Origin of the sequence: Flammeovirga sp. SJP92, from assembly GCF_001583495.1 — a bacterium.
Lineage (GTDB): Bacteria > Bacteroidota > Bacteroidia > Cytophagales > Flammeovirgaceae > Flammeovirga.
Window position 1 is genome coordinate 16,241 of the sequence record NZ_LQAQ01000038.1, and the last position, 23,913, is coordinate 40,153.

The 23,913-nt window shown below is 35.7% G+C and carries 13 protein-coding genes; 8 read left to right on the top strand and 5 right to left on the bottom strand.

Annotated elements, in window-relative coordinates:
• Positions 1–254 precede the first annotated feature (254 nt).
• Positions 255–6,899, bottom strand: a complete 6,645-nt coding sequence (locus AVL50_RS09800; protein WP_082795743.1) for a PKD domain-containing protein — start codon at positions 6,897–6,899, stop codon at positions 255–257.
• Between the two features lie 813 nt (positions 6,900–7,712).
• Here AVL50_RS09800 and AVL50_RS09805 point away from each other — a divergent pair.
• The 6 genes from AVL50_RS09805 (at position 7,713) to AVL50_RS09830 (ending at position 17,182) form a co-directional block, all read left to right on the top strand.
• A complete protein-coding gene (locus tag AVL50_RS09805; RefSeq protein WP_157491243.1) occupies positions 7,713–9,062 on the top strand; it encodes a family 16 glycosylhydrolase in 1,350 nt (449 codons plus the stop codon).
• Between the two features lie 536 nt (positions 9,063–9,598).
• A complete protein-coding gene (locus tag AVL50_RS09810) occupies positions 9,599–11,260 on the top strand; it encodes an FAD-dependent oxidoreductase (RefSeq protein WP_062616323.1) in 1,662 nt (553 codons plus the stop codon).
• Between the two features lie 389 nt (positions 11,261–11,649).
• Positions 11,650–12,213: a YeeE/YedE family protein gene (locus AVL50_RS09815; protein WP_062616324.1), complete on the top strand. Its 564-nt coding sequence runs from the start codon at positions 11,650–11,652 to the stop codon at positions 12,211–12,213.
• Between the two features lies 1 nt (position 12,214).
• On the top strand, positions 12,215–12,637 hold the full coding sequence (locus tag AVL50_RS09820) for a YeeE/YedE thiosulfate transporter family protein (protein ID WP_062616325.1): 423 nt from the start codon (positions 12,215–12,217) through the stop codon (positions 12,635–12,637).
• Positions 12,638–13,391: 754 nt separating this feature from the next.
• The gene (locus tag AVL50_RS09825) at positions 13,392–15,935 is read left to right on the top strand and encodes a TonB-dependent receptor (protein WP_062616326.1); all 2,544 of its coding nucleotides are present in this window, start codon (positions 13,392–13,394) and stop codon (positions 15,933–15,935) included.
• A gap of 887 nt (positions 15,936–16,822) precedes the next feature.
• Positions 16,823–17,182, top strand: a complete 360-nt coding sequence (locus tag AVL50_RS09830; protein ID WP_157491244.1) for a hypothetical protein — start codon at positions 16,823–16,825, stop codon at positions 17,180–17,182.
• A 542-nt stretch (positions 17,183–17,724) separates the two neighbouring features.
• On the opposite strand, the gene AVL50_RS09835 is transcribed toward AVL50_RS09830, so the two are convergent.
• Genes AVL50_RS09835 through AVL50_RS09850 form a run of 4 tightly spaced genes read right to left on the bottom strand, consistent with a single transcriptional unit; the run spans position 17,725 to position 20,595 of the window.
• A complete protein-coding gene (locus tag AVL50_RS09835) occupies positions 17,725–19,053 on the bottom strand; it encodes a PCMD domain-containing protein (protein WP_062616328.1) in 1,329 nt (442 codons plus the stop codon).
• 4 nt (positions 19,054–19,057) lie between these two features.
• Entirely contained in the window at positions 19,058–19,813 is a 756-nt protein-coding gene (locus AVL50_RS09840) for a hypothetical protein (protein ID WP_157491245.1), read from the bottom strand.
• Between the two features lie 12 nt (positions 19,814–19,825).
• A complete protein-coding gene (locus tag AVL50_RS09845) occupies positions 19,826–20,368 on the bottom strand; it encodes a hypothetical protein (RefSeq protein ID WP_157491246.1) in 543 nt (180 codons plus the stop codon).
• A 35-nt stretch (positions 20,369–20,403) separates the two neighbouring features.
• Complete coding sequence (locus tag AVL50_RS09850; protein ID WP_062616331.1) at positions 20,404–20,595, bottom strand: hypothetical protein; 192 nt, start codon at positions 20,593–20,595, stop codon at positions 20,404–20,406.
• A gap of 837 nt (positions 20,596–21,432) precedes the next feature.
• On the opposite strand from AVL50_RS09850, the gene AVL50_RS32940 reads away from it, so the two are divergent.
• Both AVL50_RS32940 and AVL50_RS09855 read left to right on the top strand, forming a co-directional pair.
• A complete protein-coding gene (locus AVL50_RS32940; RefSeq protein ID WP_172826806.1) occupies positions 21,433–21,654 on the top strand; it encodes a hypothetical protein in 222 nt (73 codons plus the stop codon).
• Positions 21,655–21,776: 122 nt separating this feature from the next.
• Positions 21,777–23,888, top strand: a complete 2,112-nt coding sequence (locus AVL50_RS09855; protein WP_157491248.1) for a hypothetical protein — start codon at positions 21,777–21,779, stop codon at positions 23,886–23,888.
• Positions 23,889–23,913 lie beyond the last annotated feature (25 nt).

A 23,913-nucleotide genomic window follows, 5' to 3' on the forward strand; every position in this document is an offset into this window, starting at 1 on the left:
AGTAGCAAATATCTTTTTAACCCACAACTGAAGTTGTGGGCTTTTGAGGAGCTATTCTAACCTCTTTATCTTCCCTAAGCATTGCCTCTAACCTTCAATACTTCAGTCTTGATAAGGTTACAGTATCACCTGCCGATAGTTTTAACTATGGTGCACGAAACTTTTTAATTATGGGTCTGCGTAAAATCATAAAAAAACGGGTAGCAAAACCACTTGGTCTCACCACCCGTCCTATTGTTTACTCTATTCTACTATTATTTCACTTGTACTTTAGTCGTGTATTGACTTCCGTTTTTGGTTGTCATTTTGAATAGATATAATCCACTGCTCCATCCTTCTACTGGGATTTTAATTGAAGCTGTAGTTTTGTCAATAGATTGAATCAATTGACCAGTTGCTGTAAAGATCGTTACGTTTACAACATCTGCTGAAACTACATTGACTTCAGAAGAAGCTGGGTTTGGATATACCTTAATCTCAACACCGTCGATCGTGATACTTGTTGGGTCTTCTGCAGTAATTGTGATCAAATCCTGTTGAGAAGAAGTATCTGTGCCGTTTTCATTACTTACTGTCAAGGCTACCGTGTAGATCCCTGCCGATGCGTAAGTGTGAGTTGGATTTTGTACATCTGAAGATGAACCGTCACCGAAGTCCCATGACCATGAAGTAGCATCAGTAGATGCATCTGTAAATGTGATCGTTTCATTTACTTTTCCTTCTGTGATATCTACTGTGAAAGAAGCTACTGGCATTGGATTTACGACATCTGAATTCACCACAATGTCCATTGTTTTTGTGGCAGATGAATTATCATTCGATGCTGTAAGCGTTACTGTAAAAGTTCCTGCTGATGCATAAGTATGTGATGGGCTTTGATCAGTTGATGTGTTATCATCACCAAAGTTCCATGACCATGAAGTGGCATTACTTGATGCATCTGTAAATTGTACTGCCTCACCTAAAGTGATTTCAGTTTTTGATGCTGTGAAATCTGCAACTACATCTGCAGGTGTTTCGTCTTCGGTCACTGTGATGTAATCTGCTTTTGTTTCCACATCATCACCATTTTCGTTCGTCGCAGTCAAAGTCACTGTATACGTACCTGCTGTTGTGTAGGCATGTGTAGGGTTTTGATCTGTCGATGTATTATCATCTCCAAAATTCCATGACCATGAAGTGGCGTCTGTTGAAGCATCAGTAAACGTGATTGTTTCGTTTTCTTTCACTGCCGTTTTATCTGCAGAGAATGATGCTACTGGCAACGTTCCTCCAGCAATTGGATTTACAGTAATCTTCATTTCTTTGGTATCCGAAGATGATCCATCAGAAGCTGTCAATGTTACAGTAAATGTACCAGTTGTAGCGTAAGTATGTGAAGGGTTTTGGTCCGTCGATGTGTTCTCATCTCCGAAATTCCACGACCATGAAGTGGCATCTGTAGAAGCATCTGTAAACTGGATTTCAGTTCCTAAATTTACTTCTGTTGCGGATGCTGTAAAGTTCGCTTCCACTCCTGATGTTTCCTCACCTTCGGCCATTAAGACAATATCATCTACATCCAACGTACCGTACCAGTTTCTTGCCATTGCAATTGTGGCATTGAAATCTTCTTCCGCTTCGAAAGAAAGTATATGTGTATGCCAATCCGTCAATGTTCCCTCTTTGAAAGATTCACCTTTTGCTCTTGGACTATTAGATTCCACATCCATAATCAATGGGAAGTGAATCGCAAGGCCCCTTGTTCTGACTGTCAAAGTGTATTTTGTTCCAGCTTTGAATGCTATCACTGTATTCGTTCTAAATTGACCGTTTGCAGAAGCAGTCGCTTCGCTGTCACCGTATTGCATATATTTATTACCACTTTCTTCCAACACTGTCAATGTTCTTGGCAAGTCTTCTTGTTGGAAAGCAATGTAATGGAATTTACGGGCATCCGTTCTCTCCTCTTCCAATAATGCCGTATTTACATCGTATTCTGAGAAGTCATTTTTGTAAACTACTTCATATGTCAATGCTGAAACTTCTACTGATTGTGTACCTGAAGCATTCTTGTTGGCATTTGCAATTGCCAATGAAACTTGATACGTTCCACCTTCTGCATAAGTATGAGTAGGATGTTGCTCATTAGATGTGTTGCCATCACCGAAATCCCATGTCCATGAAGTTATTTCTCCCGCTGATTTATCCATAAACTGAATCGTCTTAGGATCATCAAAGTTCACTACATGATAAGTAAATGAAGCTTCCAGTTCTGGTACTTCTGCCACTGTAATGTAATCGCCTTTTACAATTTCATCCTCTCCATCTTCATTTGTCACTTTCAGTTTTACTGTATATTGACCGGCTGAAGTATAAGTATGTTCAGGGTTTTGTACATCTGAAGTGGTACCGTCGCCGAAGTCCCATGCCCATGTCAAGATCGTTGTTGTTGATTCATCTGTGAATTGAATTGATGTGCCTTCATCCACTTCCGTAGCACTCGCTGAAAATTCTGCCGTTGGGAATAAACCAACCGTAATGAACTCTTCCTTAATCAGCTCATCTTCACCTGTCTCATTCGTCACTTTTAATGAAACTGTATACACACCTGCTGTTTGATAAGTATAGAATGGGTGCTGATCAACTGATGTACCGCCGTCACCGAAGTTCCATAACCATGCTGTTGGCAAATGCTTTGATTCATCTTCAAACTTCACAACAAGTGGCTTGTCTCCTTCCATTCTATTGACCGTAAACATAGCCTCCGGTGCAAAGAGTTTCTTCACTAAAGTTTCTGTTACACTACTATTTTGCGTTCCAATTGTGGCAGTATTCGTAATGATGTTATACCCTTCTAACTCCACTGCATAATTAATGACATCTGATTCACTCAATCCTATCAATACTACTGCACCTCTAATATCCGTGGTATACGTCTCCGCATTATCTGTATCAACAACGATTACACCAGGCATTGGCTGACCGTTTTCATCCTTCAACAAAATTGTAAAACTATAGGTTTCTGGAACGAAAGTAGTCAATGTCACATCTACTGCAACTTCTGCATTATAGACGGTAAATTGTCCTTCTTTAGCATTAAAACCTTCTTTTTCAACAACAAATGCTTTGCCTTGAATATTAGAAGACATTAATGTCACTTGACCATTTACGTCAGTAATTTGATCATCAAAACCTTCTAATTTCACTACCGCACCTTCAATTGGAGCATCATTTTCATCAGTGATTGTAAAGACTACATTTTGCTCTGTATCACTGACAAAAGCACTTTTAACTACAGCTTTTACATCATCAATATAAAGTACTCCTGTTCCTTTCGTATTATTATTGAATCGGAAACCAACCCAGTTTAATACCGCACTTTCAGAGAAGTCTTTCACTCCTACTTCCTGTTCTACAGTTAGCCATTTCCCTTTTTCAAAACCTGAAATATCAAGGGCTAACACTTGAGGAGCCATACCGTTGAATTTAGAAAGTAAAGAAATTTGGCTTAATGTAGCTTCAGCATCAATATACAATTTGAAAGAGACTACAATATTTTCTTCATCAATAGTAACATTAGGTTGTAATCCACTCTTAGGTGTTTGATTGTAATTACCGCTTTGGATTTCCTCATCAATAGTCACTTTGAGTGAAGCACTACCACCCCAAGCCATTTCATCTGTAATAGCATAAATAGCATTTGTAGCCCAGTCTGCACTGGTGGTATTTTCTTCAAAACCGAAAGCACAAGTATTGATCAATGAGTTGGTATTATTCATACAACCATCAGCCGCTACTTCCTCTTCTATATCTGTTACTCTAATGTCATCGAAATAAATAGTGGTTTTTTCTCCTGCATCAGCAACTTGAATCTGTAATTTGATTCTCTTGAAGTCGTTCTGTTCTTCTGGTGTAATTACTTTTTTCAACGTCACCCACTCATTGTGAGGCACTCCCGTTAAATCAAACTGAGAAACTGGAGATGTTAAGTCGGCAACTCTTACCTTACTAATTGTACTTCCTTCCTCAATAAATACTTTCATAGAGAATTCAAGATTTCTATCGGTAGGAAGTGGTGCTGAGTTTTTATCTACATAAACCGACTTTGTTTTTTCTAAAACGCCATCATTGGCAAATCGCATTACTCTAGTACCTTGAGGATTGCCATTCAAATCGACAATACCAAACTCACTATCACCCGTCCATCTTACTCTTACTTTTCCACTACCTAAATCGATCAAAGTTGGGCCTTCAAAGCCAAATAAATGTGAGTTCAAATGGTTTTGATCCGTTGCTTCATTTGGAACATCTTTTGGTGTTTCATCCGCCGGGTTTGAGCCTCCACCAGCAATATCAGAAGTCTTCTTCTCTAATTTGATATCATCTATAAATAAATAGCCCTCTCCATCATCATTTAAATCCACTTCTCTTACTCTTATCGTCACTTGACCATTTTCTGGGTCACTGTCCTTTCCGAAACTTATATTCCTTTTGAAAGTGACCCACCCTTCTTCTTCCGTCAATGCAGAAATGTCAAAACTGTTGACAATGAATAAGCTTTGTGACTTATTATCTTTTAAAATCACATCAAATGATTTGATCTTATTTCCAGTCTTGCCTTTCACTTTCAATGACAGTTCATAGTCTCCTTCATTCATATACAATGATTTAATTGGAGAGTGTGCCGCCAATGCTACATTACCGCTGACCAAAGAAACATCAGACATATTCAAACTTCTATTTCCTGAGGCTTTATGTTCTTGAGAGTAAATGGCGTTTGTTCCTAAGAACCAGTTTTTCTCTTCGTTGTCAATCCACTGACTGCCTTCAAAACCAAACAAAACGGGATCTAAACCCTTGAATTCTAATGGAATTACTTCTTCAATTTCAATATCATCAAAATATACTGTAGAAGTGGTTCCCCCGTTGGCAGTCGCATCACCTGGCTGAATAACCAATGAGAATGTTCCTTCATTAGAAGTACCTTGTGTCATTGTAAAATCATAGCTCACATCTACCCATTCGCCATAAGTTGTTGGTAATGAAAATGGATCTAGGTTTGTACTTGGATTTTTTACAAAAATTCTAAAACGAGAGGCTGCACTTCCTTGTTCAACGTAAACTTTAGCTTTGAATTTATATTTCCCTGCCGCTAACTGTACCATTCCAGCTGGAGCATGTGCTGAGCCACCGTTTCCTGTTAAAGGAGCAGTATGGTGGAACTTCAAACTATAGTTCCCATTAGCTGCCATTTCATCAGAAATAGAGAAATCGTTACTTGCACCCATCGACCATTTTTTGGCTGTACCATCTACTACTGCCGTTCCTTCAAAACCAAAAAGATCTTGATTTAAAGGCAACACTGATTCTTCTACTGCTGGCGGATCTGGAATAGTAGGCCCTGTAGTCATCCAAATTAAAAACTTAGTTCCTGCACCATACAATTCGTTGGTCTGAACCATTCTATGCTTTAAGCTTGCCTCTAATTCTAACGCTTTTTCCATATACATTGCATAATCTGCACCTTCTGTATTGGCTAGCTGGTTGGTCGTTTCTAATGGGTCTACCTCAAGGTCGATCAAATAAGGATTATCCTTGTTGCTCAATACTAGTTTGTATCGTGTTGTTGCTGCAGAAACCCACCATCCTGCATCTTCAGTGATAAATACAGTGTCGTCTTCTGTTACCATTAAATCATCACTTGTATATAAGTGAGATTGGTCTTTACCATGAACATCTGACATAGCTGGTAAACCTGCTAAACCTAAGATTGTTGGTCCAACATCCACATTTACATGAGGGGTAGTGACAATTTTTCCACTAGGGATTTTCTTAGGGTAACGAATCATGAAAGGGATCTTTGCTGAGCTTTCATAAGGCACACCTTTATTGATACGGCTGTACTCAAAAAGCATATCACCGTGATCCACTGTGTAAATAATAATGGTATTATCCAGCTGACCTTTGTCTTCCAAAAGCTTTAACATTTTACCAATGTTATCATCCACTGCTTTTACCATACCCCAGTATTCTTGCATATAAAACTCATCAAAAGAGCTGTATCTGTCTGAACCAGGATGAACATCGTTGTTATTTTGCTTATCGGCCCAGTTGGGTCTTGAACCTTCCTTATCATACGTTAAATCATAAGTATAAGGGGCTGTGAAGTTCACATTTCTACACCAATCATGATACTCTGGAGCAGAGTGGTTAGGTGTATGCGGATCTGGAATAGAGATCATCAAACAGAAAGGCTCTTCTGCATCAATGTCATCTTCCATAATTTCGATGGCTTTGTCTGTAAAGAATTCAGTGGCATAAATCCAATCACCACTCGGCTTTCCTTGCTCACCCCAATCATATGGAGGAACACCTTCTTCATTGTACCAAGTCCAGTGTTCTTTTTCAATACGCCATTCGATATTGTCAAAACCAAAATTTCTACCCGCACCCCAAACTTGAGTGGCAGGATCATCTTTCCCTTCCAAGTGCCATTTACCTACATATGAAGTGCTGTAGCCGTTGTCCTGTAAAATATGCGCCCATGTTTTCATGTCATCATGCATCGGTCTGTCATTACGAGCAGCACCTGTTGAGCCAGGATATAATGATGTAATAAATGAAGCTCTTGAAGGTGTACAAGTTGGAGAAGAAGCATAGTGCTTTGTACTCACGGCTCCCTCAGTTCCTAAACGGTCCATGTTTGGAGTGGCCACCTGATCTGTAGCATTCCAAGGGTTGTAATATTCCTCTTTGGTCAGATTGCCACTATGTAAATTAAGATCTCTGTATTTACTCACGGTCTTAAAGCTGTGCTCGTCCGTGTGTATAATTAAGATGTTGGGTTTGTCTTGAGCGAAAAGCATATTCGTCATGAAGACCAATAAGACTCCCCAAAAAAGTTCGCTTCTTTTCATACTATAAGTTTGTTTATGGATATATAAGCAGATATCCAACAATGATAAATAAGATTTGATGTGAAATATTTGCAGATGTTGTCTCTTGCCATCACTAGATGAGTCCTTATCCCTGTCGGTCTTTGGTGTCTCTATTGTAATAGGAATAAGAGGAGCATTATAGAATGAAGAGTATGCAGAAAAAATTGCAGTGAAGAATATCACAATGATTTTTTATATCCTTGACTAAAATTTTTATGCTGTACTTTTCATAAATAGTAAGAGAATAATACCTGTTAGTTGACTGTTTCTATTTCATTTCATGGTTGATTTTTAAAACGTTATCAATAGATGTAAAAACAACATTTAACGGTTTCAAATTTATTTTGATTAGCTTTTCAGGGAGTGATTTTGAGTGAATAAGATGTGACTGAGCGTTAGAACCTAATTTCTGTTAATGTGAATTCTGAGCAACTTCTGGGTAAAAAAAGAGAAGAAAAAGTGCTATAATGTAGTCTAAACAAAGATTTTATCCCATTGAAACTAAAATTAAGTTTGTAACTTTAGTTCATTATTAAACCACTTATCAATTCTAGTTCATCAAAAAATAGTACTCCTCTTCTGATTTTTTAGTTATTGAAATCAGAAACCTCAAAATCAAGAAAAAACATCCTTTACGGAGAGAAAGACTTTATTTACCTATAAATACGTCTGTGAGTAATTAAACCTACAAATTGCACTCACAACATTTAGCGTAGTTGAACAATACAAAGTCTTGTATTCTGATTTCAACTACTTGTGCGAATTTTTTTTGTGACTCAAACAAGCAATGAAATGAAGAAAAAAAATAAACTTATAATACTAGGAGCTTTCTTAGCGACATCATTCTGCAACAATGCTGTATTGGCTCAAAACCCAGTATCAGATCCAGATAATAAATTGGGCTGGGTGCTTAATCAAGACGTAAGTGACGAATTTGAAGGTGATCAAATCGATAAGGACAAATGGATAGTTCAAGGAGAAAATGATCACTATGAAAATAATTTTAAAGGAAGAGCTCCTTCACAGTTTGCCCCTCATGCTGTTTCTGTAAGAAATGGTCAATTGGTGATAACGACAAGATGGGAACCGGACTTCAATTTTATTGATGGAAAACATAAAGGATATAAGTTTGAAAATATCACTACTGGCGCCATCATCACTAAAAAGAAATTTAAAACGGGTTACATGGAAATTAAGTGTAAGCCGGCAGATGCTCCATTATCAAGTGCTTTCTGGTTTACTGGAAAAGGCGGTGAACTGGATCTGTTTGAGATCTTTGGTAAGTATCCAAAAGATAAGCACGTTGAAAAACTTTATCATACTTCTTTCCATGACTGGGGCAAAGATAGAAAAGATCCTCTATGGGGAAAAACAAGCTGGGACAATAAAGCACAGCTACCTTACCGATTAGCGAGCGATTATCACGTTTATGGTTGTGAATGGGGTGAAGATTTCCTTAAACTTTATATTGATGGAAAATTAATTCGCTGCGTCACTAAAGAAGAACTTGGAGACAAGTGGGTGATGAACAATGAACAAAAAGTTTGGGTAGATAATGAAGTTTTCCCTTGGAAAGTAAATCCTAAAAAAGAAGACATCACTGAAAAGGGTGTAGAATTTTTGGTGGATTATGTAAGAATCTGGCAAAGAAAACCATCTACAGATGTAGCTTGTGAAATGCCTGAAAACATCCTTGAAAATTATGATTTCAATAATGGCATTGAAGGATGGGAAACGGAAGGTAAAGTAAAAGCCGTAGATGGAAAAGGGAAAAATGAAGCAGGAAAAAATTATGTAAAACTTAGTGCTGGCAAAGAAGCTACCATTTCTAGAACAGTGAAACTAAAACCAAATACAACTTACATCCTATCAGCTTCTGCTAGAGCTCCAATGACCAATATGGACACTATCTGGCAAAACGGATGGCTAGGTGTAAAAGCATTTGGCAAAAAAGGACAACAACCGATTATCAAATACTTCAAAAATACATGGTACCGTCAGAGCATTTGCTTTACAACGGGTGATTTTGCCAACCAAACGTATATTTATTTTACCAACAAATGGCAAAAGAAAGAAGTACATGTTGACTACATCGAACTCACTGAAGTGACTACTGATCATTTAACATTGGACGGAAAATAAAGTGCGTTATCGCCTGTATTTTCTACAATTGATTTAATTCACATTGAGATATAGGTACAATACCTGCTTTAAATTTACACGGTCAGGACTTTCAATTTGCATTAGAGTAATAGTAAACTTCAGGGATAACTCACAATATTTTTGACTGTTTACGTTTAGCATTCATTTCATTCAAGTACTTTATCAAAAATCATTTTGTTATGGTACTTACACCTTAATTACTCTATATGACGAATTGAGTTCTTAATTACAACTTTTTGATGGGAGGGTAAAATTACCTTCTCATCATTTTTTTTTGCCCAATGACAAAATATTACATTTGTTAACTTACAGTATATTAAATTTTAAAAATCATTTAACTCGAAATAATATTTCATTAAAAGCATTAAAAGCATTTTTTATCACTGATTATCATTCCATATTAAAATAATTTTCTATTCCTACATTTCTCCAGAATCCTTTTATGTGATAATTGTTACAATTATGCTTTTAGGCATTAGATAGTTTTGTAGCATCAAAAGAAAAAAACAACGGAAATGGAAAATAAGAAACGTATTATCATAATTGGTGGATTATCAGCAGGACCATCTGCAGCCGCAAAAGCAAGAAGAACAGATGAGAACGCAGAAATTATTCTTTTTGAAAAAACAGCCAACATTAGCTATGCTACCTGTGGTATACCTTATGCCTTTTCGGGTAGAATTAAAGATAGAGATAAGCTTTTAGTGGTAAAGCCAGATTTACTACGTAAAAGATTCAATATAGATGTTCATTTGGAAGAACCTGTTACAAGTATTGACCCAGACAAACATTTGGTGTATACTCCTAAAGGAGAGTACCAATATGACAAATTGGTTTATGCAACAGGCGGTACAGCCATCGTTCCTCCAATTGAAGGTATTGAAAATAACCCTAACTGGGCCAATGCCAAAACTATTGAAGACTTTGATAGAATTGTGAAGTCGAATGCACTGGATGATGCGGAAAACATTACAATTGTTGGTGCTGGTTTAATCGGTTTAGAAACTGCTGAGAACCTAGTACAAATTGGAAAGAAGGTGACGGTCATTGAACTTGGAAATCATATTCTTGGACCTTGGGATGATAAATTTGCTCATATGGGTGAGAAAGTTTTAGAGGAAAATGGTATCCGCCTGGAACTTGGCAAAAAAGTAGACAAGATGGATGAAAAAACAGTGACTTTGAACGATGGCACTGTACTTTCTTCTGATTTTATGATCATGTCTATCGGTGTGAAACCTATCACGGAAATGCTGACTTCTAAAGGAGCAAAAGCACTACCGAACGGGGCATTGATTGTCAATGAAAAAATGGAAACTTCACTACCCGATATTTATGCGGCGGGTGATTGTGCTTCCATTCCTAATATGGTGACTAACTCTGAGGGATGGTTCCCAATGGGTACGCATTCCAATAAAGGTGGTAGAGTAGCCGGTGCCAATGCAGTAGGTGCCAACGAAATTTTCCCAGGTGGATACGGTACAGCCATTATGGAAATGTTCTCTCATACAATTGCTAGAACAGGAGCCGGTCCAAAGGTTTTAGAGCGCGAAGGTATTGCTTATGAATCAACATTTATCATTGCCAACTCGCACCCTGGTTTTTACCCAGGTGGAAAAGATATGTTTATTGAGATTTACTACACACCAGATACGCATACTTTATTAGGTGCGGAGCTGTTCGGTGAAAAAGGAGTAGACAAAAGAACTGATGTGTTGGCTACTGCCATTTATGCTAAATTGACAATTGAGGACCTTCCCAACCTAGATCTAGCGTACGCCCCACCGTTCTCCCCTGCTAAAGATCCAGTGATTGTTGCAGGTTACGTGGCACAAAACGCTCAAAAAGGGTTGTTCAAAGAAGTGAATGCTAAAGTTGCTCAAGAGGCTTTTGATAGCAATGTCGAAATTACAATTCTTGATGTGAGAAACCCTCAGGAGTTAGAAAACGCAGGTATCATTCATGAAAATGCGATCAATATTCCACTGGATGTTTTAAGAGAGCGTCTGAATGAAGTACCTCAAGACAAACCTATTTATATTACTTGTGCCAAAGGTTTAAGAGGTTATTTGGCTTCTTTAATCTTAGCTCACAATGGTTTTTCTAACCTTCATAATATAGCCGGCGGGTTTACTGCATTTAAAAAAATCAATGGGTTAACACCCGTTTTAGCTTAAGGATAAAATAGCATTGAAGTGTGACAAAATGATATGTGACTAGATTATAACTAATTCTAAGGGTTGATGACTCCCGCTTTGAAAAAAGAGGTTTCATCAGCCCAAGAATTCTGTTAAGACTAAGTCTCAAAACATAAAATACCCTGATTTATTTATCCCTTACTTATTATACTGTATACTAGATTTTCTACTCAATTATTTTTTGATTCAAGACAAAATGACAAAGGAGGAAGCTTGAATGAAGGACTTTAAAAGACAGCAGAAATATCAATTAATAGTTGATGAAAATTTAGTTTACAATGTACATATTCCATAATGGGTTATTTCATTAGAAGAACTCCATTATATGCGTGACACAATTCTACAACTTATTATAACAAAATTCTTTCATGGATACTTTACTTGCTCCTTGGCCGTGGTATATAGGCGGACCAATGATTGGAGCCACTATGGGACTACTTTTATTATTAGGCAAAAGCTTGGGTTTATCGTCCAATTTCAGGACGATATGTACAGCTTGTGGCATTGGTAAAAACACTCAGTTTTTTAATTTCCAATGGAAAAATGAGTCCTGGAATTTAATTTTTGCCTTAGGGTGTATCATTGGAGGTTTTATTTCCAATAACTACTTAGGTGGAAATGTTTTGGCGGGTGTATCTGAGCAAACAGCTGAACATCTAAATCAACTGGGCATTACAAGCAATACACATCATGTATTGCCCACAGAGCTTTTCAGCAAAGAGGCCGTTTTTAGTTTAAAAGGAATTTTGATGCTTTCCATTGGTGGGTTTCTGATTGGCTTTGGTTCAAGATACGCAGGCGGATGTACCTCAGGTCATGCCATCAGCGGATTATCCAACCTTCAGTTGCCATCCTTGATTGCAGTGATTGGCTATTTTATTGGTGGTTTGATTATGACCTTTTTTATTTTACCTTTTATCATCCAATTATAATATGAAAGCGGGAAGAACATTAGTTTATTTATTGTTAGGCATACTTTTCGGTATTGTCTTATCAAAATCTGAAGCCATATCATGGTTCAGAATCCAAGAAATGTTTCGCTTTGAATCGTTTCATATGTATGGATTGATTGGTTCTGCGGTTGCGACTGGTGCCATTTGTGTTCAGATCATCAAACGTTTCAATGTAAAAGATGTAGATGGACAACCCATTGTTATTGCTGACAAGCAAAAAGGAATATGGAGATACTTGCTAGGAGGTACATCCTTTGGAATGGGATGGGCTTTGGTTGGCGGTTGTACTGCTCCAATGTTTATCTTAATTGGATATGGAGAATACAGCATGGCTATTATCTTATTCTTCGCCCTATTAGGCACATTTATTTATGGAAAGTACAAAGATATTTTACCTCATTAGAGCATGTTTGAAGCATGCTCTTAAAGGCTAACATTTTCATCAATAGTTAAAAGAAGAGACTGGATCTAAAATCTGGTCTCTTTTTTTATATCAAATAGTATGGATTTAAACTATTATTTTGATCAAAACTGTAAAAGTATAGTTCATTTTAACTCTTCAAAAAACAAAAATGGATCATTTTTTTAATTCGTTGATATTAAGTTAACATTACATAGATGAAAATATTATATAACAACATTCTCAAATCATTTCCCTTCAATATTACATCTCCAAATGCTTGACTTTTAAAAATACATCACAGTTGATTTGAAATAAAGTTGAAACAAATTCGGTCAATAGATTTTAATTAAGGCCTAATTCAATTGATTTCAGTAGATTAATAAAGAATAACCTTTCAAAACAATCAATTATTTTGGTGGATTTACGTCCTGCAAAACCTCTCGAAATAGGAGTAGGATGAAGATTTATCAAGAATTTTAGGATGAATTATAGTTTAAAAGCTGATTTCAAAAAAAGCATTACGAATTATTAAAAAGTGTAATTTAAATACCTATTTTTTTATTTTATGAATGTAAATTTTTTTCAATTTTACCTTAAGAAACCGTCTTTTTTTAATGGTTTCAGTTTCTGATACTAAATTATAATAAAGAACTTCAATGAAGGTAAATAGAAACATTTAGTTAACATAAGATGCGTTGTTTTGCACTTGTATTACGATCTAAACCTAATTAAATTTTATCTAATCAAAATTACAATGTTAACTAAAAAACTACCTTTCATTGTAGCATTAGTTATGCTATTAACAAGTGCATCTTTTGCACAAACAACTATTAAAGGTAATTTAATTGACGCCTCTAGTGGGGAGCCTGTAATCGGTGCAAACGTATCTATTGTTGGTACAACTACTGGAGCTATTTCGGACTTTGATGGAGATTTCTCATTCAAGTCTAACAAAGAAGGAGAGCAAAAAGTTGCCATCTCTTTCGTAGGAATGAGCGCTATCGAGAAAAGTGTAACTTTGAACGGTGGAACTCTTGAGCTAGGAACTATTAAAATGGAATCTGACGCCATTGGTCTTGAAGAAGTTGAAGTAATGGCTTCAATTGCAGTAGATCGTAAAACTCCTGTTGCTGTTGCTACTGTTTCTGCTGATCAAATTGACATGAAATTGGGTAATGCTGAATTCCCTCAAGTATTAAAATCATCTCCAGGTGTTTATGTATCTGACGCTGGTGGTGGATACGGTGACTCTCGTATTTCACTTCGTGGTTTCGATTCTGAAAACGTTGCTGTTATGATCAACGGTATCCCTGTTAACGACATGGAGAACGGTAAAGTATACTGGTCTAACTGGGCTGGTTTAGGTGATGTAACAAAAACAATGCAGGTACAGAGAGGTTTAGGTGCTTCTAAATTAGCTGTTCCTTCAGTGGGTGGTACAATCAACATCCTTACAAAAACTACTGATGCTCAAAAAGGCGGTAACGTATTTATGGGTATGGGTAATGACGGTTACTTAAAAACAGGTGTTACTTTATCAACTGGTCTTATGGACAACGGTTGGGCTGTAACTACTGCTTTATCTAAAACAACTGGTAACGGTTATGTAGATGGAACTTCATTTGAAGGTTATTCTTACTTCTTGAACGTTTCAAAGAAAATCAACGACAAGCATACATTAGCTTTCACAACATTTGGTGCTCCTCAAACGCACGGTCAAAGAAGATCGTATGTTACTGAAGAAGAGTATGACCGTTACGGAAAGCGTTACAATAAAGACTGGGGTTATAGAAATGGTCAAGAGTTCAATACAAACGAGAACTTCTACCACAAACCTCAAATGTCATTGAACCACTACTGGACAATCAATGAAAAAACTGACTTAACAACTTCGGCTTACGTATCAGTTGGTCGTGGTGGCGGTACTGGTATTGTATCAGAAGACAGACACTTCGAAAGTGCTTACAGAGACAACTCTACTGGTGGTATCATCGACTGGGATGCTTATGTAGCAAACAACAGAAACGAAGACGGTTCTTCAAAAGGTGCTTACAGAGCTGGTTATAACAACCACTTATGGACTGGTGCTTTATCTACTTTAACTCACCAATTGAACGATAACTGGACAATCACTGGTGGTTTAGACCTTCGTTACTACTTAGGTGAGCACTACCAACAAGTAGAAGATCTTTTAGGTGGTGACTACTATGTAGACAACCAAATGGCATCTCAGCCAGGTCGTCATACGCAAGTAGGTGACAAAGTAGGTTACCATAACGACGGTAGAGTACAATGGCAAGGTTTATTCGGTCAAGTTGAATACTCTAAAGATAAATTATCAGCATTCTTCTCAGGTGCGGTTTCTCACCAAGCTTACCAAAGAATTGACTACTTTAGCTATGAGTCAGGTACTGAAACTACAGACTGGCAAAGCTTCTTAGGCGGTTCTGCTAAAGCAGGTGCTAACTACAACTTCGATGAGCACCACAACGTATTCATCAACGGTGGTTATATCTCAAGACAGCCATTCTTTAACGCTGTATTCTTGAACTACCAAAATGATGTAAACCCTGATGCTGTAAACGAAAAAATTCTTTCGGGTGAAATTGGATACGGTTACCGTAACAAAGGTTTCAAAGCTAACGTGAACGGTTACTACACACTATGGCAAGATAAGTCTTTCGTGAAAACAGTTTGGGAAGATGGTGTTCCTTACACAGCCAACTTGTTAGGTGTGAACGCATTACACAAAGGTATTGAAATCGACATGACATACCGTGTGAACCACAAATTAACACTTACAGCAATGGCTTCTTTGGGTGACTGGAGATGGATGAACGACTTAGAGAACGTTCAAATCTTCGATGACCAACAAAACGCGATCGATACTGTAAACGTTTACATCGCTGGTGCAGAAGTTGGTAACTCTGCTCAAACAACTGCAGCTTTAGGTGTTGAATATGAAGTATTCCCTAAGTTAAAATTAACAGCTGATTGGAACTACTTTGGCAGCTTATTCGCTGACTATGACCCTACAAGAAGAGATTCTGAGGAGTTCAGTGGTCAAAGTGCTTACGAAATGCCTTCTTATAGCTTAGTGGACCTTGGTTTCAACTACGGTTTCAAAATGGGTGGATTTGATGGTGTATTCAACTTCAGAGTGAATAACGTCTTCGATACTGACTACGCTGTTCAAGGTCTTCAAGGCGGCGTTGATGAACTTGGAAACATGACAATGAGTGGTTACTACATGGGTCTTGGAAGAACTTACTCAGTAGGTTTGAAAATGAGCTTCTAGTATAACACTAAAGTATATATCAAAAGCGTATCTTCTGTACAAGAAGGTACGCTTTTTCTATTTTAAATTTTGGAAGGACATTGTAATAACATCCCTACAGAACTGCACTTCAATAGATTTTCATAAAATACTTCTCTTTTGGTATGTAATCAATCATCATTAAGCTGTATCTCCTTCGCCCTAAAGAGAAAAACGTTAAGAATTTCATTTGACAGTTGATAACATTTTATTTACAGTATGGTTATCATTAAGTTCCACTCATCAGTAGAATATCAATCAAAAAAAATGCAGTAAACTATTTCTCTGGAACTATAATGAAGCTTCTAAAAATACAACTAACTGCATATTTTTATACATTAAACTACTAAGACTTTACTTTTTCTCAACCTCATGTTTAATAATTTTCAAATCATCCCAATTCAGAATAAATCAATGTAATGATTTCTGCTTCTGTAGGCTACCGTTCATCAATACTCTATGATAGAACAAGCTAACTCTCTACTGAGAAGCTAGCATAAATACATTAATAAAACTTACGCTATTGGATTGAAAACGAGCATTTAGTATATATTTGGTAAGGTGTAATTAAAAAATCATCTCTTGTTCTTATATCTAAAATATGCTTTTTGGATTTTTCTTGAAAATGTAAAAGATGTAAGATTTTACTCAACTTTGAAATATTTAAAAATAAGGCTGTTTCAAAAACAAAATAAAGACTAGAAAAAATCACACTACATCGTAATAATATTCTAATATTCATATAATAACCTTCAATAAATCACATAATTAAGTTATTTTCACAATTTATTATCACATACCTTTTGAATTTATTATTATTTATTTTACATTTAAAATAACATTGAATACTTTCATTATTACCCCGACACATGAGAATCATTACCCCTTTTACTGTATTTGTGATACTTTCAATTTTTGCCATGAGCTTTCATCTTTCACCACTAGTTGCCGGAACAGAAACTGAAGTGGCAATAAGTACTAAAAACAACACTCCTGAAGAGGTTGTCCAAAAAATCAATCAAAGATTAAGAGACAATCATCAACGACACCTACAGTGTGTATATAAAAATGGAGATATACTGATAGAAAATAAAACTGAAGTATTGTACACTGTTACGTACAATAAAGATTATAAATATTCAACAGGTTTTGATAAGCATCATAACTTAAAATATTTATATGTGGTCCGTGGAACTAAAATCGTGGAATACCACCTGTTCAAGAATTAAGCTGTTTCATTACTTAAATGAAATGAAAACAGCATTTAAATTGGTTTAGAAATACGAGGAGCAGCAATGCTCCTTTTTTGTTTGTCTATTTTTGAATAAAAAAAGGAACACAAAGTGCTCCTTCTTTACCCCTTAACAAAAATAGGTTACTACAAACCTTTTATAATCTATGTTTATGAAATACTACTTTTCATTCCATAAGGAGATGCACAACAATGTCATGCACCTCACTTTATAACATATTATTTATCCTATATTTATATCTAATAGACTTACATTTCTTTTGTAAAAGCAGGGAGCAAAACTCCCCACATTTAAATTGGTAAATAGGCTTATTCCACCTTATAACATCTACTTTATACCTTGATTTACTACATATTCAGTTAAAATAAGTCTAGTATAAAAACACTACCCTATCATTTTTCTTCTGTATAAAATTCATACTACTATATGTCTCTTTTTATAATTATTGATACTTGGGTTACTAGTAATTGCTAGTTTTGAGTTATTAGATTTCATCTCATAATTGTTCCATATGATTTTTAATATTTTAATTGAAAATCTTTCACTCTCAATTCACTTCCTACCCCACCTCTAAAATTGGCTCCATCAAAACTCGATGAATACACGACAATAATATGGGTGGGCTCTTGATCAGAAGAAGCAAATCCATGTTCGGGCATTCTTTCATTAGAAGAAGAAGGCATCATAAAAGGTGCTAAATCGTTATGATTTCCATAAAGGAAAGGAAGGTTGATATTCTCAAAAGCATCCATCTTTTCGTCTGATCTAAACCAAGCAGTCGCTAGACGGTAACGTTTTTCATCTTCACCAGTCCCTTCTCTCACTTGCAATAGAACATAGACATCGCATTGGTCCATATTTCCATTGTAAGGTGCTGGTATATACTGAATGTCTGTTTCAAAACTTTTAGGCTGATCTGTAAATGGGATGCCGAAATCTGTTCTCACATTAGTGAGTCCACTTCCTTGAATCTCACCCACAAAAAGTGAACCTGCTGCCACAACACCCAAAGCTGAAGTAGTTTTTAAAGTAGTGTATTCGTATTCCTCTTCCGAAGGTGACGGATACACAGTTCTTACTCCTGTTGGAATGATCAAATCTGCCGCTCCTACATCACCAGTTCTCCAAGGTGTCCCTTCAAAATCTTCACCGGGAATATAGAACTTTCTGCTGTTATTGGCTTCATTGGATTTTCGACCTCCATAATACCAAGTCATAAAATCTGAGTATAAAATTTGATCACCAATTCTTTCTGTTTCACCATCTTGGTAAGTCACATTGATGGTCCATTCAATCTCATCAAAAATAAAGACTACTCCCTCAGAAAAATCACGCACATCATACGGATAAGGAACTACCGGTACATCTTCTGGAGCGTAATGAAACGTTTTAATGGTTAGGTTTTTAATATCTGCATTGTCTTCAATCACCACATCAATTGTATAATTACTTTGATTAATGTCTGCGGAGATTTGCCCTTCGATTTCGAAATTATGGAATACAATATCAAAATCATCTTCAATAACCGAGACCGTCCATTCGTACTCTTGATAAGTTGAAATCACAAACTTCACATCTTCTGTATAATCTGTAACCTCGAAAGGGTCAGGTGTTATGGTCGCTTCTTCCGTCAATTCAATACCTGTAACATGCAGTGCTGAACGGTCTGTTCCATAAGGCACTCTTATTTCTACACTTTGATCCTCTTCTGAAATAATGGCATTGCCACTTTGTTCTTCCAGTTGAAAAGATATGATTTTACCAAAAATATATGGAAATGGAATGTCATTTTTGATACAAGCACCCAGGCCTAAAGTAACCGTTAATAGTAATATAATTTTTTTCATGTGTTTAGATAAATAAAGTTAGACCAATGTTTAAAGAGAAAATGTCCAAGTCGAAGTTGGCACTGCTCGTCGTTCTAGAACCCGTATTGACTTGATTTTCGACCTGTTCAGTATTCTTAAAATTGAAGCCGATTACATCCATTTTTACTTCTAAGGCAAGGTTGTTATTGATGAAAGCCACCATACCTGGAGAAATTCCAATATTCAACTCGTGCAAAGTAGAGTGAACACCCACAATATCATGGGGACCGTTTTCCATATTCAGACTTTTAGATTGCCCATAACCATAAGATAAACTCACTTCATTGAACAGCCCAAATCGGTTTCCTTTTCCTAAACTGATATAATTTCTCATAAAGAATGTAGTGTACACCATATGGGAAACATCACTCATTCCTTCTATTGATAAGTTAATATCATCTCCAAGGTCCAATTGTAAATTATCGATGCTTAACCCTTTTCTAGCATAGGTCACACGCCCACCTATAGCTAAGTCGTCCTTTACAAAATAGCCAAAGAATGGACTTATTCTTAAATTATAACCGCTTCCATCCCATTCATTCAAAACCAAAAATTGGTAATCGTCATTGAAATGCTGAGAGTAATTGAAGGAGGCTCCGACCATCCATTGTCCTTTTGGTATGAAGGTCCTATTTGTGATACCTCGGTCATAAGCGGGTTCCTTATCTTTCGTTTCAGCGTAAGAGAGCAGTGTCAATAATAACATTAATGACGATAGATAAATTGATTTAAGTTTCATGATTTTTGATATTTAGATTGTAGCTTTTTCTTTAAAATATTTGATTTGTTCTTTGTGATAGGATTTCAATTTCTTCCATTCTTTTCCTTTAAGACAGTATTGATAATCCACTTTTTTTAACCTGTTAACGGCCTGCACCAGTGGAATTGGTGAGACAACTAATACCAATGGTGCCACTGTGGCCCCTACACATACAGCTCCTACTCCCAACACTTGAGAAAACCTGCCTCTTTTGTGTTTTTTGGTATGATAATATTGTTTTGCCTCTTCTTTTAGAGGTTGAATTTTGGCATATTCCTCCATAAAATCAACGGTCTTGTTGTGTGTATTTACAGATTCATAGCGAATAGATTCGATATTCTCTTTTTCGATGACATATAACTTTTTGTCACGCATATAGACAAAAGTTGATTCATCACTAAAACGTTTTCCTCTTTTCCACTCTTTCTTAGTGATGGAAACTACTTGTCCATCTTTTAGATGAAGATTGATATTGTCCATTTCAGTTGGAATAGATATAGCTGAAGCAATGGCTTGAATAACGATGATTGACATAAGGATAGTCATTAAGTTTTATGAAGATTTTTTAGTTAATCAACAGTGTCTCCGGTTTCGAAAAGTAATTCTATAAAAGACCTGTTATTTTCTAGATCTAAATTGTTTTCTAGTGTGTTCAACTCAATTGTCTCCTTTATAATCTGGAAACCCGCCTTGGTTTGTTCTTGTGCCATTAACAGAAGACTATAAGAAACAATAAAAACGATCAGTAGTATATTTTTCATAATTTAGATTGATTTAGTTTCCACAAAAGGAAACAATTAAGCAATAAGTTTCTACCCCATGTATTTTAAAAACATGAGCAGATTAAGTTAAATGATAAAAAGGTTCACTGTTACTTCCGTTAACTTGTGATGGTTATCGATATCACCCAAGTAATTACTAACTGAACGTAACGCTTTATTCGAAGTATAATTTCATTTTTCATATTATAATTTTCACAATAGTTTCCAATTAAGGAAACTAATTAGTTATAGCAATTGATTTTGTATTATAATTTTCAGTAAAATAAATTTCAAAAATCTACCTTTTAATTCATCAAGATCATTTTAAATTAAACTTAAGTTTCTTAATAAGGAAACTAAAAATTCAAATTTACACCAAATACTAGTTTCACTTCATCACAAAGGTTTAAATCTAATATTTGATTTCGTTGTTGTAACTTGACAATACAAATATGGTACTTTGTTTCCTTAAATGGAAACTTAAATAAATTCATTAACAATAAAACTTTATTTTGCTTCAAAAAATACTTTCTGAGCGATATTTTTTGATTTACCTAAGCCAAAAAGCAATTCTATTGATAAGTCTTTTTTGGAAAGTTGGGAACTTCAGTCGATTTTGTATGATACACCTTATTACACTGTAAACTAAGTGTTCGAATATTTATGGTATTTAGAAATCTAGAGATTTCTGATGATCAGTGGGACACGAATGACACTTACGCTTAACATTCGCGCCAGTGGGCTTTCTACCCTTTTAGTTTGGTAGTACTCCCTTGGCCTTGAAGGGAAAAGCGTTAAGAATTTCATGGAATGAGCCGTTAAAAATGATTTTCTTGTTTGAGCAAAGCGAGTTTAAAATCATTGAGGCGAGTGGAATGGAATTTAGATTTTTTGCTTCGTTTTTCATCAATGGAAAATGAAGAAGAAGGAAGGTTGAAAGTAGGACCTTCAAAGCTTGTAGAAATATTGATTGCAAGTGTTCGAAATTTTACAGCAAACAACTTAGACAAAGCATGGAATTCAATAATTAATCGAAATCATTTTCATAAATATTCTTAAAATATGATTACTTTTGGTCATCATTTCTAACTAAGTTTACTGAGACACACTTCTGAAAAAATTCATCTATATTTTTTTATAAATGAAAATCACACTTTGGAGGTGTTCTATATTTTTATGTTATGCGACTACTACTTTTTAGATTACTTATTGTTTTACTTTTTAGTATCACAACGTCTGCCTATTCTCAAACCGCTGTAGGAATAAAAACAGACATCAACGGACTACCTCTCAATGGGAGGATTATGGATTTCAACTTTGCACCTCAAAAAAAGTTAATCCTAAAAACAGAAATTCAAGAATTTGCAAAAGGGAAAATCCACCTGAAAGAGGAAAAGGTATTATCTGGCTACATCAAAAACATCAACGGGAATTTCCACTTCAAGGAAAAAGTAGATGATATTGAGATAAAGGTAATCAGCGGAAGACAGATAGATTGTGTTATTGTGGGGCAAGACTCTACAAAAATTGTTTACAGTGCCTATGTAAAAGGAAAAATGACAAAAAGAAAGTATTCTATCCTTTCTAATATGAATTATGGTGATTTCACTTTTGGTGAGCAAATCGTCAATAAATCTGATGGTAAAGTGGAAGAGTTGTTTTTCTATAAAGAAAAGAATGATAACTTTTGGTCTACCTATAACACAGCTGTTTTAGAAGATATTTTTGTCAGTGATTCCATCTACACCCCGATTGAACTCACATTATTAAAGCAAAAAAATCGGAATTACACCAAAGGGATCATTACCTATAACAATGATAAAAAAGATACTGTATTCTATCATATCAGCAACAAAAAAATTGTATATAAAAAACTGCTGACTTCAGAATTTGAAACGGAATTAATTCCTCAGAATTTTAAAGCATTAGCTTCTATTCAAGACTCTATTTTTACAGTGAAGTCAATTGTTGAAAATGGGAAAGTGATTAGGAAACCTTTAGTTTTGGCGTACAAATACAAGGTAAATGACCTTCATGAATACGCTCAGAATATTGGCGTAGTGCGTCCTCAAAATTATATTTTCAACAAAAGGCTCGGATTGTGGGAGGCAGTAGAGCAGTATGAAAAGGTAGATGAATATACTACGTTCTCTTATCACACAAGATCCACTTTTTGGAGCCGAATGATTAAAAGCCTGATGACCTACCAATTAGAAGACAGGGCAATCACAAATAATGAAGCAGATACTTTTCATGGGCAATTAAGCACTTTTGAATTGAGAAATAATAGAAATTTGCTCACGGCAAATAAGGTCCATCGCTTTTTCAAACTAAAAAGGTACTATGATAGTTACAGGAATAACCAACCGTTTTATTTTACAAAAACTTGGCACCCAACTTCTGAAAAGACCAACTACAAGGGGTTAGTCACCACATTCAACGACCGTTATTTCACAATCACTTATTATCAAAATAATAATAAAATAGCGGAGATCAATTACGGTGCGTCTTTAGATCAACTCTATACCAAAACTCGAACTTCATCTTTTTATGCCAACAATCAGCTGATTGCCCAATATCAATATGATTTGAGAGGAAACGTAATGCGTTATAATGTATTTTACCCTGGTACAAATACAGTTTTCTATAGCTACCATATTGTAGAAATGATGTTAGAACGATATCAGAAGAATTTTTATTATCCTACTTTTGATGCATTTAATGAGGCCAATGGAAATCCCATAAAGTTCGTCAATCAAAGGTTTGAACTCAAAGATCCTTATACTCAAAATAAAACCAGTGTTCAGTTCTCCTATGAGAAATTGATTTTCATGAGCCGAATGGAGAATAATCAACAGATTTATTCTTACACAGATCAAATTCAAGAATTAGATTTTTCTCCCATCCAAAAGATAATTGATAAGCATATCTCAGAAAATGTTCCTGCACTTCAGGAAAGTATTGATCATAACTGTAATGGGCACTATTTTCTTTCAATGATTTTGGATGAGAAGGGTAAATTTGAAAAAATTGATATTATCGGTTCCGTCAACAAAGATGTAGATCAAATGGTTGAAGAGTTGACTGCTATAATACAGAAGAAGGTAAGACTCACTCCTTATCTGATTCATCAAGAACCAGTAAAAGTTGAGCTTATTATTCCATTAGTTACAGTACTTAAAAATAAGTATACACAACACAATTATAGTGTAGCAAGGCCTGACATGAATTATGTTTATGAACAAAAGGAACCGGCTGACCTCTCTGAATATATTGAATTTGAAGAGTTTTAAAATAAAAGAGGCACCCTAAAAATTA